The sequence below is a fragment of the Delftia acidovorans SPH-1 genome, assembly GCF_000018665.1.
In the GTDB taxonomy this organism is placed as follows: Bacteria; Pseudomonadota; Gammaproteobacteria; order Burkholderiales; family Burkholderiaceae_C; genus Comamonas; species Comamonas acidovorans.
Genome location: NC_010002.1, coordinates 6,243,211 through 6,259,545 on the forward strand (window position 1 = coordinate 6,243,211; position 16,335 = coordinate 6,259,545).

A 16,335-nucleotide genomic window follows, 5' to 3' on the forward strand; every position below is an offset into this window, starting at 1 on the left:
ACAGGCACCGATCAACAGGAATCGATCAATAGGCACCGGGGTGCAACTCACGGCCAGCGGCGCGGGCCTGGGCCTGCAGGCGGGCGAAATGCTCGGGATAGAAGCGCTGGGCCACATCCAGGTGGGAGCGCACGCGGCCCTTGAGCGCGTTTTCGCCCACATGGCTGAACAGCGGGTTGTCCGGATCGCTCTGCGGCCCCGTGGCCAGCACGGCCAGCTCGGGCGGCAGGGTCAGCAGCGGGACCTGGCCCAGGTCCAGGCGCGGCGCCAGGAAGTAGGCGATGGAGTAGCGCTGCACGCCTGCGCGCGGCACCAGCACGCGATGCACGTTGGCGCGCAGATAGCCGTTGGTGGCCAGCTCCAGCATCTCGCCGATGTTGATGACGAAGGCCCCGTCGCGCGGCGGCACATCGACCCAGCCGGCCGGCGTCTCCACCTGCAGCCCGCCCACCTCGTCCTGCAGCAGCAGGGTCAGCAGGCCGCCGTCCTTGTGCGCGCCCACGCCCTGGCCTGCTGCGCCCAGCTCGCTGCCCGGGTAGTGGATGATCTTGATGCGGTGCGCAGGCAGGCCGCTGACCAGAGCGTCCAGCGCGCCCTCGGGCAGCTGCAGCGCGGCCACGAAGTGGCGCAGCAGCTCCAGCGCCACGCCATGCGCTGCCGCCTGCCAGGCCAGCACCTCCTCGCGGAACCCGGGCAGGGCCTGCGGCCACTGGTTGGGGCCTTGCAGCCCCTTCCAGTCCGGCACGCCGGGGCCTGCGGGAATCTCGGGCGACTCCTCGCCCAGGTCGATCTGCTCGCGCTGGTCGGGCCGCTGGCGCGTGATCTCCATCCCCACGGCCGTATAGCCCCGGAAGTGCCGCGTGTTGGCAATGGCCAGCGCCTGCTTGTCGGCCAGCGGCTGCGCAAAGAATTCGCGCGCGCGCCGCTGTATGCCCTGCCATGCGTCCCGGCCTATGCCGTGCCCTTCCAGGTAGAAGAAGCCGGTGTCGCGTGCCGTGCGCGCCAGCTGGCGCAGCGCCTGGGCCTGCGTGGCCGGGTCGCGCAGGGCCTGCAGGTCGATGACGGGCAGGGCCGGGGTTGCCGCTGTGGCGGCGGGCGCTTCGAGAGTGGATGCTGTCAAGGTGCTCATGCTGTGCTGCCAGGGAAGGGGGAAGGAAGGGACGCTCAGGCCGCCAGGCGCTGATCCCGGTCTTGCTCGCGGTTTTGTTCGCGGTCTTGTTCGCGTTCGGCAGCCAATACCGCCTGGTCCAGCGCATGGCCCTGCGCCTGCTCCAGCGCCTGCGCCAGGTCGGCCAGCAGGTCCTGCGGGTGCTCTATGCCGATGGACAGGCGCACCAGCCCGGGCGCAATGCCCACGCGTGCCAGCTCCTCGTCGCTGAGCAGGCTGTGCGTGGTCTCGGCAGGAATGGCGGCCAGCGACTTGCTGTCGCCGATGTTGACCAGGCGCAGGAACAGGCGCAGCGCGTCATAGAAGGCGCGCGCCGCCGGGCGGCCGCCGCGCAGCTCGAAGCCCAGCAGCGCCGGCACATGCCCGCCGCGCAGCTGGCGCAGGGCCAGCGCGTGGTCGGCGTGGCCGCTCTGGCTGGCGTGGTGTATGCGCTCCACCAGCGGATGGCGCTGCAGGAAATCGATCACGGCCAGCGTGTTGCGGCTGGCGCGCTCCTGGCGCAGGCCCAGCGTCTCCAGGCCCTGCAGCAGCAGGAAGGCGCTGTGCGGCGCCAGCGCCGCGCCGCAGTTGCGCAGCAGCACGGCACGGGCCCGCGCGATGAAGGCCCGGTCGGGAAATTTCTCGGTGAAGACAAAGCCCTGGTAGGCCGGCTCGGGCGCGCTGAACTGCGGGTAGCGCCTCGCGTGCGCCACCCAGTCGAAGCGGCCGCTGTCCACGATCAGCCCGCCCAGCACATTGCCGTGTCCGCCAATGGCCTTGGTGGCCGAATGCACGACGATGTCGGCGCCCCAGTCGAAGGGCCGCAGCAGCAGCGGCGAAGCCACGGTGTTGTCCACCACCAGCGCCACGCCCGCCGCATGGCTGATATCGGCCAGTTGGCGCAGGTCGGCAATGCCGCCCGATGGATTGCCCACGGACTCCACGAACACGGCCTTGGTGCGCGGCCCTATCGCCCGGCGCAACGCCTGGAAATCATCCTTGGCCACGGCCGTGCTCTGCACGCCGCGCGAGGCCAGCACATGGGCGATGAAGTTGTGCGTGCCGCCATACAACTGCGAGGCCACGACCACATGGTCGCCCGCACTGGCCAGCGTGGCCAGTGCCACGTCGATGGCGGCCATGCCCGAGGCCAGGGCCAGCGCGGCCACGCCGCCTTCGAGAGCCGCAATGCGCTGCTCCAGCACCGCCAGCGTGGGGTTGGCCGTGCGCGAGTACACATCGCCCTCCTCCACCAGGCCGAACAGGTTGGCGCCGTGCTGGGCGCTGTCGAACACGAAGGAGGTGCTCTGGTAGATGGGCACGGCCGCGCTGCGCTGCTGCTCTCGCCCCCGGTAGCCGGCGTGCAGGGCCTGGGTGTCCTGCTGCCACAGCGCATCGCTGGCTGCGTCGTGCGGGGCGGACTCGGTGCCGGTCGCTGAGGTCATGCATGGACTCCGTATGAGTGGTCGATGCAGCCCATTATTCGAAGCCCGCGCCCTGCGCACTACGAAGAAAAACGCGTTCGCTTATTCGGTTTGCGCATGTCGCCGGGCCGCGCCCTTCCTAGTTGCCACGCACATATGGATGCGCGTTTTGCGTCGTTGGAAACACGGCACTGAGCGGACAGCATCGGCAGTCCCGAAACTGCTTTGGAGGGAGTTCCATGACCCGCAAGACCCAGACCGAGATCGACAGGACCCAGGACAGCCGCTGCGCCCATGGCGCCGATTGCGGTGCTTTCGGGGCGCTCGATGCTCCCGAGGCATCCGAGCCCTCGCTCTCGCGCCGCACCCTGATCCGCGCCGGCGCCGCAGCCGGCGCGCTGGGCTCGGCCGCCTGGTTCAGCGGCCGCGCCGGGGCGCAGCCGCGCCAGAAGATCACCTTTGCCTGGAGCCAGGCCAGCTTCTGCCATTCGCCCATTCCCGTGGCGCTGGAGCGCGGCTTTTTCGAGCGCAACGGCCTGGATGTGGAACTGCTGAACTGGGGCGGCTCGGCCGACCAGTTGCTGGAGGCGCTGGCCACGGGCAAGGCCGATGCGGGCGCGGGCCTGATCCACCGCTGGATCAAGCCGCTGGAGGCGGGGCTGGATGTCAAGCTCATCGGCAGCGTGCACGGCGGCTGCCTGCGCCTGGTGGGCCTGAAGTCGGCCGGCGTCACGCTGGACCCCAGCACGCTCAAGGGCAAGACCATCGGCGTGGCCGATCTCAACAGTCCGGCCAAGCAGTTCTATTCCATCCACCTGGCCAAGCGCGGCCTGGATGTGGACAAGGACATCGAATGGCGCGTCTACCCGGCCGACCTGCTGGATGTGGCCGCCAAGAAGGGCGAGATCCAGGCCATTGCCGACGGCGACCCGAATCTCTACCTGATCGAGAAACGCAACCCCGGCACCTTCCTCGAACTGGGCAACAGCGCCAAGAACGAGTACGCCGAAAGCATTTGCTGCGTGATCGGCGCAGGCGCAAAGTTCGCCCGGGCCAACAAGCCCGCAGCGGCCAGCGTGGTGCGCGCGCTGACCCAGGCCTCGGACTACATCGCCGAGAACCCCAATGAGACGGCGAAGATCTTTGCCAAGTACTCGCCCAAGGTGCCCGTCGAAGACCTGCAGCGCCTGCTGGCCGAGCTGACCTTCAAGCACCATCCGCACGGCAAGCCGCTGCGCGACGAGGTCCAGGCCTTTGCGGCCGACTTCCGCACGGCCGGCGTGCTCAAGAAGCAGACCGACCCTGGCCGCTTTGCCAGCCACATCACGCTGGACGTCCTCGCATGAGCACCGCAAGACCACGCTGGCGCCTGGGCGCCACGGATGCCGCACCCGGCCTGGAACGGGAACAGGCGCAGGGCACGCGCAAGGCAGGCCCCTGGCGCGCCGGCCTGCTGGCCGCCGCCGCCTGGGCCGGCCTGGGCATGCTGACCCTGCTGTGGCCCAACAAGGAGATCGGCTTCAGCGAATGGGCGTTCACGCAGGAGTTCGGCATTGCCGCCCTGGCCGTGGCCCTGTTGCTGCTGGCATCGGCCGTGCTGCCTGTGCGACCCGTACGGGCAGCACGGCGCATCGACCGCTGGCTGCGCCCGGCCGGTGCCTGGCTGGTGGCGGCGCCGCTGCTGCTGGCGCTGTGGGAGACGCTGACAGCCAAGCTCGGCGCGCTGCCGCCGCCCTTCTTTGCACCACCGCAAAGCCTGATCGACGTGGTCCATGAGGACTGGCAGCGCCTGGGCCTGTCCACGCTGTATTCGCTGCGGCTGCTGCTCAACGGCATCGTGTTCGGCGCGGTGATCGGGTTTCTCACGGGCGTGTGGATAGGCTGGTCGCGCATCGCGGGCTACTGGGTGCATCCGCTGCTGCGCTTCCTGGGGCCGGTGCCGGCCTCGGCCCTGCTGCCGCTGGCCTTTTTCTTCGCGCCGTCCAGCTACTCGGCAGCCGTGTTCCTGGTGGCGCTGGCCACGTTCTTTCCGGTGGCCGTGCTGACCTGGTCGGGCGTGGCATCGGTCAGCAAGAGCTACTACGACGTGGCGCGCACGCTGGGCGCATCGCCCTGGTTCCTGGTGCTGCGCGTGGCCATCCCGGCCGCCCTGCCCCAGGTCTTCGTGGGCCTGTTCATGGGGCTGGGCGCCTCGTTCTCGGTGCTGATCACGGCCGAGATGATGGGCGTGAAGGCCGGCCTGGGCTGGTACCTGCAGTGGGCCCAGGGCTGGGCAGCCTACGCCAACATGTACACGGCGCTGCTGGTCATGGCCGTGCTGTGCTCGGGCCTGATCACGCTGCTGTTCACCGTGCGCGACCGCACGCTGTCGTGGCAGAAGGGAACCGTCAAATGGTGATTGCCGCAGAACACGCCGCCAACGCCGCAGCCACGCCCGCCATCGCAGGGGCGGCCCTAGCCGGGGCGGCCCTAGCCGGCGCGGCCATCGATGTGCAGGCCGTCAGCCACTGGTTCGGCCAGGGACAGGGCGCGCTGCAGGTGCTCGACGAGGTCAGCCTGCAGGTGCGGCCCGGCGAGTTCGTGGCCCTGCTGGGTCCCAGCGGCTGCGGCAAGTCCACGCTGCTGCGCCTGGTGGCCGGACTGGACGCGCCCACGGCCGGCGCCGTGGCGCAGGACGGCACGGCCATCACCGAGCCCGATCCCTCGCGCATCGTCGTCTTCCAGGACCCCACCCTGTTTCCCTGGCGCACGGTGCGCGGCAACGTGGCCCTGGGCCTGCAGGCACGCGGCCTGCTGGACAGCCAGGCCCACCGCATCGACGAGGCCCTGCGCCTGGTGGGACTGGAGGATTTCGCGGACAGCCATCCCCACCAGCTGTCGGGCGGCATGGCCCAGCGCGCGGCCCTGGCGCGCGCCCTGGTCAACGACCCGCGCCTGCTGATCCTGGACGAGCCGCTGGGCAAGCTCGACTCGCTGACGCGGCTGGCCATGCAAAGCGAGATCCTCAAGATCTGGCAGCGCGCGGGCTTTTCCGTGCTGCTGGTCACCCACGATGTGGAAGAGGCCCTCTTCCTGGCCCACCGCGTGCTGGTCTTCAGCCAGCGGCCCGCCCGCATCGTGGCCGAGATCGATGTGGACCTGCCCTACCCGCGCCAGCGCGGCCACGCCCGCCTGTCCGAGCTGCGCCACGAGGCCCTGCGCCACCTGGGCCTGGACCAGACCTGGTAGCGCCCGCCTCCGATGCAACGCAGCGACTCCCCCGACTGGCTCAACCCCTTGATCGGCGCCATGCAGCAGGCCCAGGTCGGCCTGCTGCAGCTGCTGCATGGCCTGGGCCTGGCCGGCACGGTGGACGGCCAGCCTGCCTGGCCCTGGGCCCTGCGCCTGTCCGGCGAAAACCTGCTGATCGACCTGGGCCAGGCCCGGGGCCTGCTGTGGTCGCTGGCGGCCGTGGCCACCGCCATCGTTTTGCTGGTGCTGGCGCTGGTGCTGGTCCTGGTTCTGCGCCGCATCCGCCTGCCGGCCCTGGTGCTGACCGCGCTGGCCGCGCTCGCCCTGCTGCTGGCCCCCTGGCCGCGTGCCGACCTGATCCTGGTGCCCGCGCATGCCACCAGCTTCCATGCCTCGCCCACGGGCTTCAGCGTGGAGAGCATTGCGCGCGGCGGCGCCACCTATGCCCAGCACTGCACGGCCTGCCACGGTGCCGATGGCCGGGGCCACGGCCCGCTGGCCGCCAGCCAGCCGGTCTGGCCTCCCAACTTCACCAGCCCGCTGCTGTGGCGCCGCGCCGATGGGGAATTGCTCTGGGCCATTCTTCATGACCGCCGCCCCGTGGAGTCTGGCGATGGCGCACGGGCACACGGCCAGGCCGACCGGCTGTCCAGCGACGACGCCTGGGCCCTGATCGACTTCATGAAGGCCCGCGCCGCAGGCCAGATGCTGCAGATCGCCGGCAGCTGGCCCTATCCCGTGGGCCTTCCCGACATGGCCGTGCAGTGCGCAGGCCAGCCCGCACGCCGCCTGAGCACCTGGCAAAGCCGCCAGCAGCGGCTGAGGGTGGTGGCAGGCAGCGGCCCGGTGCAGGAAGACCCGCGCCTGGTCAGCCTGCAGCTGTCGCCCGATGGCGGCAACCGCGCCGCCAGCGCCCTGGACTGCACCGTCAACGACCCGCGCGCCTGGCAGGCCATGGCCCTGCTCAGCGGTTCGGAGCAGCTGCAGGGCATGCAATGGCTGGGCGACCGCAGCGGCTGGCTGCGCGCGCTATCGCGTCCGGGCGCCCAGGGCTGGTCGGAGGACGACCTGGTCTGCCGCACGGACACGGCGGCCAAGGCCACCTCCGGCGTTGGCGCTGGCGCCTTGGCCGACGGCCTGGGCGCGCTGATTGCACGCATGGACGCCGAGCCCGTGCGGTTCATCAAGGGTGGGTTTGTGCATTGAACCTGCACGGAGGCAGAGGAACACGGGCACACAGAATCTGCAGGGCATTCGCAACTTGCTCTTGTCAATCTTTCAAGCGGAACATGGCTAGTGGCGGGGGCATGGCCTTTCTATAGTCGGCGCCTCGACGGATCCGCCCTCTTCCCTCAAGCCCGGGCGACGGCGACACTCCCACGGGACCCCATCCCCAAAAGCCCCCACAACAAGGAGAGACTGCGATGACCGATCTCACCATCAACGGCAAGACCGTTTCCATGGACCTGGACCCCGAGACGCCCATTCTGTGGGCCCTGCGCGACACGCTGGAGATGACCGGCACCAAGTTCGGCTGCGGCGCGGCGCTGTGCGGCGCCTGCACGGTGCACATGAATGGCCAGGCCATACGTTCCTGCGTGACGCCGATCTCGGCCGCCGCAGGCCAGAAGATCACCACCATCGAGGCCATGACCTCGGGCTCCGACCGCGTGGGCACCGCCGTGCGCGATGCCTGGGTGCGCCACGACGTGGCCCAGTGCGGCTACTGCCAGAGCGGGCAGATCATGAGCGCCACGGCCTTCCTCAAGTCGCTGCCCAAGGGCAAGAAGCCCAGCGGCGAGGAGATAGACGCGGCCATGGCCGGCAACATCTGCCGCTGTGGAACCTATGCACGCATCCGCACGGCCGTGGCCGATGCCGCGCGCACCCTGGGCTGAACGGAGAACGCCGCATGCTGACCACCTTCAACCCCGCCGAACTGCCGCGCGCCCTGCAGCACATCCTGGACCGTGACGAGGCCGCTGCTGCCATCGCCGACGCGCCCACCCTTGCACAGATCCCCCGCCGCAGCTTCCTCAAGATCGCCGGTGCCGGTTCGCTGGCCCTGGGCGTGTTTCCCGCCATGGCGCAGGCGCCGGCCAAGGGCGAGGCCGCCGGCCTCAAGCCCACCGAGCAGCCCGCCTCCTTCGTGGAGATCTCGCCCAATGGCGAAGTCACCGTGGCCATCAACCGCCTGGAATTCGGCCAGGGCGTGCACACCGCCCTGCCCCTGGTGCTGGCCGAGGAGCTGGACGCCGACTGGAGCAAGGTCCGCGCACGCCTGGGCGGCAACGATGCGGCCTATGCCGACCCGCGCTACGGCATCCAGATGACGGGCGGCTCCACCGCCCTCAAGCACAGCTACACCCAGTACCGCGAGCTGGGCGCCCGTGCGCGCGCCATGCTGGTGGCCGCCGCCGCCGCGCAGTGGAAGGTGGACGCCGCCACGCTGCGCACGCGCGAGGGCTTCGTGCTCGGCCCCAACGGCAAGAAGCTGTCGTATGGCGAGCTGGCCCAGGCCGCCATGGCCCAGCCCGTGCCGGCCACCGTCGTGCTGAAGAATCCCAAGGACTTTCGGCTGATCGGCAAGCCCACGGGCCGCATCGACGCCCGGGCCAAGAGCAGCGGCCAGCAGAGCTTCGGCATCGACATGCACCTGCCGGGCCAGCTGACGGCGGTGATTGCACACCCGCCCGTGTTCAAGGCGCAGCTGGCCTCGCTGGACGACGCTGCGGCGCGTGCCGTGCCCGGCGTCAAGGCCGTGCTGCGCGTGCCCGTGGACGGTGGCGGCGAAGGCGTGGCCGTGATCGCCACCGGCTACTGGCCAGCGCGCAAGGGCCGCGAGGCGCTGAAGGCGCAATGGAACACCGACGCCGTGGAGAAGGTGGACAGCGAACGCCAGCTGGCCCAGTACCGCGAACTGGCCGCGCAGCCCGGCGCGCGCCACTTCGACGCCGATATCTCGGCGCTGGACAAGGCGCCGCGCCATATCGAGGCCGAGTTCAGCTTCCCCTACCTGGCCCATGCGCCCATGGAGCCGCTCAACTGCACGGTGCAGATGAGCGAGACCGGCGAGGCAGGAGCCGACCTCTACCTGGGCACGCAGTTCGCGGGCGTGGACGGCATGGCCGCGGCGCGCGTGCTGGGCCTCAAGCCCGAGCAGGTGCGCGTGCACGTGCAGATGGCCGGCGGCGGCTTTGGCCGCCGGGGCGTGGGCACCAGCGACTATGTGGTCGAAGCCTGCCAGGTGGCGCTGGCCGCGCGCCGCGCCGGCCTGAACGCCCCCGTGCGCATGGTCTGGAGCCGCGAGGACGACATCAAGGGCGGCTACTACCGCCCCATGCACCTGCACCGCGCCAGGATCGGCTTCGACGAACGCGGCAAGGTGCTGGGCTGGGACCACGCCATCGTGGGCCAGTCCATCACGGCGGGCACCATGTTCGAGGGCGGCATGATCAAGAACGGCATCGACGCCACGGCCGTGGAGGGCATGCGCGAGCCCTATCCGCTGCCCATGCGCCTGACCGTGCACCACCCCAAGGTCAACGTGCCCGTGCTGTGGTGGCGCAGCGTGGGATCGACCCACACGGCCTTCGTCATGGAAACGCTGATCGACGAGATCGCGCGCAGCAGCCGCCAGGACCCCGTGGCCTACCGCATGCAGATGTTCGGCGACAAGCACCCGCGCCATCGCCTGGCCCTGCAGCTGGCCGTGGACAAGAGCGGCTACGGCAAGCGCCAGCTGCGCGCGGGCCGTGCCTGGGGCGTGGCCGTGCACGAGTCCTTCGACACGGTGGTGGCCTATGTGGTGGAGGCCTCGGTCAAGGACGGCCGCCCGGTGCTGCACAAGGCCACGGCCGGCGTGCACTGCAACCTGGCCGTGAACCCGCGCACCATCGAGGCGCAGGTGCAGGGCGCGGCGCTGATGGGCCTGTCCATGTGCCTGCCCGGCGCGGCGATCACGCTCAAGGACGGTGTGGTGGAGCAAAGCAACTTCGGCGACTTCGCCGTGCCGCGCATCACCGACATGCCCGAGATCGCCGTCCACGTCGTGCCCAGCGCCGAGCCGCCGACGGGCATGGGCGAGCCCGGCCTGCCGCCGCTGGCACCGGCCTTCGCCAACGCCGTGGCGCAGCTCACGGGCAAGCCCGTGCGCAAGCTGCCGTTCGACCTGGCGTGATCGACTTGGCGTGATCGAGCTGGCCTGAACGGCCGGACCTGATCCCGGTCAGCCGCCGGAAAGGGCGGCGGCACCTGCGGCCGCCGCCCTTTCCAGTTCTTCCATGGACAGCAGATAGTCCGGGCAGTCCTGCAGCCGCTGCACGGCCAGGTCGATGAAGGCACGCACGCGCCGGGGCAGCGCGTCGCGGCTGCCGTAGTAGACATGCAGGCCGATGTGTTCGCTGACATGCGCCAGCAGCACGGGCACCAGGCGCCCCGCGCGGATGTGCGCGGCCGCGCAGATGTTGGACAGCTGGCCCAGCACCTGGCCGGCCAGCACGGCATGCAGCTCCAGCTCGGCATCGTTGGTGGACAGGGCCGGCTGCAGGTAGCGGTGCGTGAGCTCGCCATCGACCGGCAGGTACCAGGGCATCACCGTGTCCGTGGCCGCATGGCGGAACATGCTGCAGCGGTGCGCGGCCAGCTCGTCCAGCGACCGGGGCACGCCATGGCGCTGCAGGTACTGCGGCGCCGCGCAGACGATGAGCTGCACGGGAAACAGCCGCCGCCCGATCACGCTTTCATCGGGCGAGGCGCCGATGCGAAACCCCGCATCGACCCGGTCCAGCACCCAGTTGCCTATGCCGTCGTCCAGCCGCACATCGGGGACGATGCCCGGGTGCAGGCGGCAGAACTCATCGAGCAGCGGCATCAGCACGGGCGCAAAGCAGGACTTGGGGCCCACGATGCGCAACGGCCCCGCAATGCCCTCGCGGCTGTCGCGTGCCAGGTTCAGTGCGCGGTCCAGCGCGGCCAGCGCCGGCTGGGTGTCCTGCAGGAAACGCTGGCCCTCCTCGGTCAGCGCCAGGCTGCGCGTGGTCCGGTGCAGCAGGCGCACGCCCAGGTGCTGCTCCAGATGGGCCACCGCCTGGCTGGCGGCTTGGGGGCTCACGCCCTGGGACAGCGCCGCCTGGCGCAGGCTGCCCAGCTCGACCGCCTTGGCAAAGGTGGCGATGGCGCGCAGTTCATTGATGGGCATGGTGCGGAAATCCGGTATTCGTGGGCTGACAGTGCCGCAGTATCCCGCCTTTGCACATGCCCTGCCCGCGGCTTGCGGGGCAAGCTAGCGCCCCTGCCGCGCCAGCCACACGCCGGCTGCCGTCAAGGCCATGCCCGCCAGCGCCAGGCCGCCCAGCGTCTCGCCGAACATGGCCCAGGCGATCAGGGCCGTGGCCGGTGGCGTCAGGTAGAACAGGCTGGCCACGTGCACGGCGCCGCCGCGGCGTATCAGCAGGTTGAGCAGGCTGACCGCGCCCACGGACAGCACCAGCACCAGCCAGCCCAGCGCGAACAGGAACTCGCCGCTCCAGCGCACCTGCATGGTTTCGGTGGCCAGGGCCAGCGCCCCCGTCGCCACCAGGCAGGGCAGGTACTGGATGACCGAGCCCGTGCGCAGATCAAACGATGGACAGAACCGCTTCTGGTACAGCGTGCCGGCCGTGATGCCGGCCAGAGCCACCACGGCCGGCACCAGCATGGCCAGCAGGGCATGGACCGGCACCGAGGCGATCTTGCCCGCCACCACCAGGGCCACGCCCGTGAAGCCCAGCGCCAGCCCGGCCCACTGCCGGGGCCGCACGGACTCGCCCAGCAAGGTGCCGGCCACCAGGGCCGTGATCAGCGGCTGCAGCCCCACCACCAGGGCCGTCACGCCCGAAGGCAGGCCGTGGGCGATGGCCGTGAACACCCCGGCCAGGTACACGCCATGCACGAACAGCCCTGACACGCCAATGTGCAGCCACTGGCGTGCCGAACGCGGCCAGGGCGCGCGCAGCACCAGGGCCACCGCCGCCATCAGCACCAGGACGATGGCATAGCGCAGCGTCAGAAAGGTCAGCGGCTCCACATAGGGCAGGCCGAACTTGGCGCCGATGAAGCCCGTGCTCCACAGCAGCACGAACAGCCAGGGAAGCAAGGCGGCCGCCATGGCGGGCGGCGAGGTTTTTTGGGTCATGGAGCGGATGCGGAAAAGGGCGGGGGCAGGGATGGGGGCGGCGCCAGTGTGTCATGCCCCGTGCGCCAGGGGCTGCGCGTGGCAAACCACCGCACCAGGCAGTCGCGCAGCGCCGTCATGGCCGCGCTGCTGAACGCCGCCGAGGGCCGCACGAAGTAGATGCCCGAGGCGCCATCCAGGCGCCATTGCGGCAGCACCCGCACCAGCCGGCCTGCGGCCATGTGCTCGCTCATCAGCCAGTCGCCGCCAGCCAGAATGCCCACGCCCATGACGGCGGCCGTGAGCAGGGCCTCGCTGTCATTGCTGACCATGGGGCCGCGCACCAGCACGGTGTGCCGGGCCTGGCCCTGAGGCACATCGCCCGATGTGCCACCGTGCACCAGCTCCCATTGCGGAAACGATTGCAGCCCCGTGAAGCCCAGGCAGCGGTGCGCCGCCAGGTCCTCGGGGTGCACCGGCGTGCCGTGGGCCTGCAGGTAGGCGGGAGCGGCGCCCAGGATGCGCTGGTGCCCGCCCAGCCGCAGCGCCACGAGACGGCTGTCCGCCAGCCGGCCTATGCGCACCGCCGCGTCGAAGCGCTCGCCCACGATGTCCACGAAGCGGTCCGCATACTCCACCTCCAGCACGATCTGCGGATGGGCCAGCGCAAACTCGGCCAGCAGCGGGCTGAGCCAGCGCCGCCCCATGGCGGCCGGCAGCGACAGCCGCAGCCGGCCCCGCGCCTGCGAGGCGCCCTGGGCCGCCTCCTTCTGGGCATCGGCGATCAGGCCGGCCGCCTGGCGCACCTTGTCCACCAGGCGCAGGCCCTCGTCGGTCAGGTGCAGATGGCGTGTGCTGCGCTCCACCAGCCGCACGCCCAGCCGGGTCTCCAGCGCGTTCAGGCGTTTGGACAGCACGGACGGATGGCGCAGCAAGGCCCGCCCCGCCGCAGCGAAGGAGCCTTGTTCATGCAGCGCCACCAGGGCCGCCAGTTCATCGGCGTGCTGGCTGTCCAGAAGGTTCATGGGGTCAGGATGATCGCACCTTGGGAGCGTCCCTGCTCCAGATCGCCATGCGCCTGCGCCACCTCCGCCAGCGCATACCGGCGCCAGACGCTAGGCACGATGATGCCGGCCGCCACGGCGGCCAGCACGTCCCGTGCGCGCTCCTGGTACTCGGCCGCCGTGGCCGTGTGCGCGGCCAGCGAGGGGCGCGTGAGGAACAGCGAGCCCTTGGCATTGAGCGTGGCCACCGAGATGGGATCGGGCAGGCCGGAGGTCGCGCCGAAGGACACCAGCAGGCCGCGCGGGCGCAGGCAGTCCAGCGAGGCGCCCAGCGTCGTGCGGCCGATGGGGTCGTAGACCACGTCGGCCTTCAGGCCCCCGGTGGCCTGCAGCACCTGGCCCGGCAGCGTGGCCGCATCGAACACGAAGACCTCGTCGCAGCCGGCCGCCCGCGCGCGCTCCACGCTGGCGGCCTTGGACACCACGCCGATCACCAGGGCGCCCAGGTGCCTGGCCCAGGCGCACATCAACTGGCCCAGCGCACCGGCGGCGCCATAGATCACGATGCGGCTGCCGGGGCCCACGGCATGGGTGGTCTTGAGCAGGTACTGCGCCGTGATGCCCTTGAACAGCACGGCCGCCGCCGCGTCGTCAGGCAGCGCATCGGGCAGCTTCACCAGGCGCTCGGCCGGATACAGGCGGGCGCTGGCATAGGCGCCCAGCGGCCCCGTGGCGTAGCCCACGCGCTCGCCCACGGCCACATTCGTCACGCCCTCGCCCACGGCGGCCACCCGCCCCGCGCCCTCCAGCCCCAGGCCCGAGGGAAAGGCGATGGCGACAGCGCCCTTGCGCTGGCTCACGTCCAGCGGGTTCACGCCGATGGCCGTCTGCTCCAGCCAGACCTGGCCGGGGCCGGGCGCCTGCACCTCGACCGGCTCCAGGCGCATGGCGTCGGGGGTGCCTGCGGCGTCCATGCGGACCTTGATCAATGGATTCATCTCGCTGCTCCGTGAAATGGGTGCAGCGTAGAAGAAGCGATTGACGGCAGCAATAGGCCGGCGTGCAGTTCACTGCTGCATGGGGTGCAGCAATGACCACGAACCAGCGCGCAGGCTGCCCACGCTGCCCGTCAGAAGTCGTGCCGGATGCCCAGCTCGAAGGCCGTGGAGGCGCGCCCGCCAAAGTAATTGGCCGCGGCCGGATTGCCGCTGACTGCCACACCCCCGGCAATGGCGAAGGCCGCCCCATTGCGGTTGGACATGCGGGCCGCATGCGCGTACAGCGCCGTGCGCCGCGACAGCGAGTGCACATAGCCCAGCGCCCACAGGTCGGCATCGCTGGCGCTTTGCGCCGCCGTCGCGCCCGTCTGGTCGGCCTTGACGTAGCTGAGCTTGACCACCCCGCTGCCCACGGGAACGCTCATGCCCACCAGGGTGTTGACCGTGCGGTCCACGCCATGCACCCAGCGGCGCTGGGCCAGGCTGGCCTTGAGCCAGCCGAAGTCGTAGGAGACACCGTAGCTCTGGTCCTTGAAATGGATGCCGCTCAGGGTGTTGCGCGTGGTGAACTGCGCGCCCGCCACGTTCCAGCCCGCGCCCGCCCAGCCCAGCCGAAAGCCGTTGCCGCGCGTCTGGCCTGCCGCCGTGGCGCCCTTCTCGCCCAAGGTGGCGATCAGGCTGCCGGACACGCCCTGCAGCCCGCCCAGGCCGGCCGGCAGGAAATACTCCACCGCATTGCTCACGCGCAGCGTGGGATTGGCCGCCTGCGACTCCGGCGCCGTGCCGAAGGCCTGGCCCAGCGCGCGGGAAGCCGTGAACGAGCGAAAGCCATTGGCGCTGCCGATGCCCAGCGTGGCAAACGGATCGAAGCCGCTCCACACCAGGTGCGTGGGCACCCAGTCCCGCCCCAGCCGCAGCTCGCCCCATTGGCGCGAGGCCAGGCTGACCGTGGAGCGCCGGTCCCAGAACGGGCCGCTGGCGCCCATGGCGCCGGTGTCGGCCAGCAGGCTGCCGTCCAGGTAGAAGCCCGCGCTCAGGCCGTCGCCCAGGTCCTCCTGCCCCCGCAATACCAGCTTGCTGGTGGAGTTGGCGCCGCTGGCCTGCGAGGTGACCGTGCCCAGGCCCTGGTTGCGCACCTGCCTGACGCTCACATCGACGGTGCCCGAGATCGATACCGAGGACTGCGCGCCCGCATGTGCGGCGGCCACCCCCAGCGAGGCGGCCAGGGCATGGCGTATGAATACCTGCATGTTGTCTCCTTGTGATTTTTTGCTTTGCTTTGCTTTGCTTTGCTTTGCTTTGCTCTTTGCTCTTTGTTTTTCTCGGGCGTGTGCCGGGGTCTGCCCGGCTACTCGGGCTTGAAGCCCGCGCCCTTGAGCAGCGCGGCGCTCTGCGCCACATCGGCGGCGATGAAGCGCTTGAACTGCTCGGTGCTCTCCGAAACCGTGTCGATGCCCAGGCTCGCGAAGGCGCCGGACCTGGCCAGCTCGGCCACCGCCGCGTTGGAGGCCTGGTTCAGCCGCTGCACCCGGTCGGCAGGCGTGTCCTTGGGCGCCCACAGTCCGTACCAGGAGGTGTAGGCAAACCGCGGCAGGCCGCTTTCCTGCATGGTGGGCACCTCGGGCGCCAGCGGGCTGCGCTTGCCGGAGGTGATGGCAATCGGCCGCACCTTGCCGGCCTTGGCCAGCGGCAGCACGGAGACCATGGAGTCGAGCAGCAGGTCCACATGGCCGCCGCCCACATCCACCAGCGCGGGCTGCGTGCCCTTGTAGGGCACGTACTCAAGGCGCATGCGGCCCTGCTGGGCCAGCAGCAGCGTGGCCAGGTGGCTGGGCGCGCCCACGGCGGGAATGGCCGCCGTCCACGTGCTCTTGGCGCCTGCGGCCAGCACCTCGCCCAGCTTGCTGTGGGGCAGCTGCGGCGAGATCACCAGCATCAGCGGCGCCTCGCCCACGCGCGCCACGGGGACAAAGTCGGTCTGCGGGTCATAGGGCGGATGGGCCAGCACCTGCTTGGCCAGCACATGCGTGGCGGCCGAGAACAGCAGGGTGTAGCCATCGGGGGCAGCCGCCAGCACCGCACGGCCCCCCACCACGCCGCTGCCGCCCACGCGGTTCTCGACGATGACCGTCGTGCCCAGCTGCTTGCGCAACTGCTCGGCGAACAGGCGCGCCGCGCTGTCCACGCCGCCGCCCGCCACGAACGGGACGATGACCTTGACCATCTTGCCCGGCTCGGGAAAGGCGGCGGGCGCACTGGACGAGGCCATGCTGGCGATGGGCAAGGCAGCCAGCGCACCCAGTAAGGCGCCCAGCACCGGCCCCTTCAGCCGTGTCAGAGTTTTCATGCTTTGTCTCCTGTTTCTTTTGAAAATGGG

The 16,335-nt window shown here is 70.5% G+C and carries 14 protein-coding genes; 6 read left to right on the top strand and 8 right to left on the bottom strand.

Going from position 1 to position 16,335, the window contains the following annotated elements:
- Positions 1-25: 25 nt before the first annotated feature.
- A complete protein-coding gene (locus tag DACI_RS28400) occupies positions 26-1,129 on the bottom strand; it encodes an isopenicillin N synthase family dioxygenase (protein ID WP_012207413.1) in 1,104 nt (367 codons plus the stop codon).
- 35 nt (positions 1,130-1,164) lie between these two features.
- Positions 1,165-2,592, bottom strand: a complete 1,428-nt coding sequence (locus tag DACI_RS28405) for an O-acetylhomoserine aminocarboxypropyltransferase/cysteine synthase family protein (RefSeq protein WP_012207414.1) — start codon at positions 2,590-2,592, stop codon at positions 1,165-1,167.
- 218 nt (positions 2,593-2,810) lie between these two features.
- On the opposite strand from DACI_RS28405, the gene DACI_RS28410 reads away from it, so the two are divergent.
- The 6 genes from DACI_RS28410 (at position 2,811) to DACI_RS28435 (ending at position 9,982) form a co-directional block, all read left to right on the top strand.
- On the top strand, positions 2,811-3,917 hold the full coding sequence (locus DACI_RS28410; RefSeq protein ID WP_012207415.1) for an ABC transporter substrate-binding protein: 1,107 nt from the start codon (positions 2,811-2,813) through the stop codon (positions 3,915-3,917).
- A complete protein-coding gene (locus tag DACI_RS28415; protein WP_012207416.1) occupies positions 3,914-4,969 on the top strand; it encodes an ABC transporter permease in 1,056 nt (351 codons plus the stop codon). The genes DACI_RS28410 and DACI_RS28415 overlap by 4 nt, the downstream gene beginning before the upstream one ends.
- On the top strand, positions 4,963-5,799 hold the full coding sequence (locus DACI_RS28420) for an ABC transporter ATP-binding protein (protein WP_012207417.1): 837 nt from the start codon (positions 4,963-4,965) through the stop codon (positions 5,797-5,799). Before DACI_RS28415 ends, DACI_RS28420 begins: the two co-directional genes overlap by 7 nt.
- Positions 5,800-5,811: 12 nt before the next feature.
- A complete protein-coding gene (locus tag DACI_RS28425; protein WP_012207418.1) occupies positions 5,812-7,008 on the top strand; it encodes a c-type cytochrome in 1,197 nt (398 codons plus the stop codon).
- Between the two features lie 218 nt (positions 7,009-7,226).
- Complete coding sequence (locus tag DACI_RS28430; RefSeq protein ID WP_012207419.1) at positions 7,227-7,700, top strand: (2Fe-2S)-binding protein; 474 nt, start codon at positions 7,227-7,229, stop codon at positions 7,698-7,700.
- 14 nt (positions 7,701-7,714) lie between these two features.
- A complete protein-coding gene (locus DACI_RS28435; protein ID WP_012207420.1) occupies positions 7,715-9,982 on the top strand; it encodes a xanthine dehydrogenase family protein molybdopterin-binding subunit in 2,268 nt (755 codons plus the stop codon).
- 48 nt (positions 9,983-10,030) lie between these two features.
- On the opposite strand, the gene DACI_RS28440 is transcribed toward DACI_RS28435, so the two are convergent.
- The 6 genes from DACI_RS28440 to DACI_RS28465 form a co-directional block, all read right to left on the bottom strand.
- Positions 10,031-11,002, bottom strand: a complete 972-nt coding sequence (locus tag DACI_RS28440) for a LysR family transcriptional regulator (protein WP_012207421.1) — start codon at positions 11,000-11,002, stop codon at positions 10,031-10,033.
- A gap of 84 nt (positions 11,003-11,086) precedes the next feature.
- Complete coding sequence (locus tag DACI_RS28445) at positions 11,087-11,977, bottom strand: DMT family transporter (protein ID WP_012207422.1); 891 nt, start codon at positions 11,975-11,977, stop codon at positions 11,087-11,089.
- Complete coding sequence (locus DACI_RS28450; RefSeq protein ID WP_012207423.1) at positions 11,974-12,981, bottom strand: LysR family transcriptional regulator; 1,008 nt, start codon at positions 12,979-12,981, stop codon at positions 11,974-11,976. The genes DACI_RS28445 and DACI_RS28450 overlap by 4 nt, the downstream gene beginning before the upstream one ends.
- Positions 12,978-13,958 (bottom strand): quinone oxidoreductase family protein, encoded by a 981-nt coding sequence (locus tag DACI_RS28455; protein ID WP_012207424.1) that lies wholly within the window; start codon positions 13,956-13,958, stop codon positions 12,978-12,980. The genes DACI_RS28450 and DACI_RS28455 overlap by 4 nt, the downstream gene beginning before the upstream one ends.
- Before the next feature lie 131 nt (positions 13,959-14,089).
- Positions 14,090-15,208: a porin gene (locus DACI_RS28460; protein ID WP_012207425.1), complete on the bottom strand. Its 1,119-nt coding sequence runs from the start codon at positions 15,206-15,208 to the stop codon at positions 14,090-14,092.
- A gap of 98 nt (positions 15,209-15,306) precedes the next feature.
- Positions 15,307-16,305 carry a tripartite tricarboxylate transporter substrate binding protein gene (locus DACI_RS28465; RefSeq protein ID WP_012207426.1) on the bottom strand — a complete coding sequence of 333 codons (999 nt, stop codon included), beginning with the start codon at positions 16,303-16,305 and terminating at the stop codon, positions 15,307-15,309.
- Between the last annotated feature and the right edge of the window lie 30 nt (positions 16,306-16,335).

What these genes read in the sequence shown, in the direction of transcription:
- DACI_RS28455 (WP_012207424.1), bottom strand. Translation starts at nt 13,958, where the DNA reads ATGAATCCATTGATCAAGGTCCGCATGGACGCCGCAGGCACCCCCGAC.
- DACI_RS28425 (WP_012207418.1), top strand. Translation starts at nt 5,812, where the DNA reads ATGCAACGCAGCGACTCCCCCGACTGGCTCAACCCCTTGATCGGCGCC.
- DACI_RS28400 (WP_012207413.1), bottom strand. Translation starts at nt 1,129, where the DNA reads ATGAGCACCTTGACAGCATCCACTCTCGAAGCGCCCGCCGCCACAGCG.
- DACI_RS28465 (WP_012207426.1), bottom strand. Translation starts at nt 16,305, where the DNA reads ATGAAAACTCTGACACGGCTGAAGGGGCCGGTGCTGGGCGCCTTACTG.
- DACI_RS28430 (WP_012207419.1), top strand. Translation starts at nt 7,227, where the DNA reads ATGACCGATCTCACCATCAACGGCAAGACCGTTTCCATGGACCTGGAC.
- DACI_RS28460 (WP_012207425.1), bottom strand. Translation starts at nt 15,208, where the DNA reads ATGCAGGTATTCATACGCCATGCCCTGGCCGCCTCGCTGGGGGTGGCC.
- DACI_RS28435 (WP_012207420.1), top strand. Translation starts at nt 7,715, where the DNA reads ATGCTGACCACCTTCAACCCCGCCGAACTGCCGCGCGCCCTGCAGCAC.
- DACI_RS28445 (WP_012207422.1), bottom strand. Translation starts at nt 11,977, where the DNA reads ATGACCCAAAAAACCTCGCCGCCCGCCATGGCGGCCGCCTTGCTTCCC.
- DACI_RS28450 (WP_012207423.1), bottom strand. Translation starts at nt 12,981, where the DNA reads ATGAACCTTCTGGACAGCCAGCACGCCGATGAACTGGCGGCCCTGGTG.
- DACI_RS28440 (WP_012207421.1), bottom strand. Translation starts at nt 11,002, where the DNA reads ATGCCCATCAATGAACTGCGCGCCATCGCCACCTTTGCCAAGGCGGTC.
- DACI_RS28405 (WP_012207414.1), bottom strand. Translation starts at nt 2,592, where the DNA reads ATGACCTCAGCGACCGGCACCGAGTCCGCCCCGCACGACGCAGCCAGC.
- DACI_RS28420 (WP_012207417.1), top strand. Translation starts at nt 4,963, where the DNA reads ATGGTGATTGCCGCAGAACACGCCGCCAACGCCGCAGCCACGCCCGCC.
- DACI_RS28415 (WP_012207416.1), top strand. Translation starts at nt 3,914, where the DNA reads ATGAGCACCGCAAGACCACGCTGGCGCCTGGGCGCCACGGATGCCGCA.
- DACI_RS28410 (WP_012207415.1), top strand. Translation starts at nt 2,811, where the DNA reads ATGACCCGCAAGACCCAGACCGAGATCGACAGGACCCAGGACAGCCGC.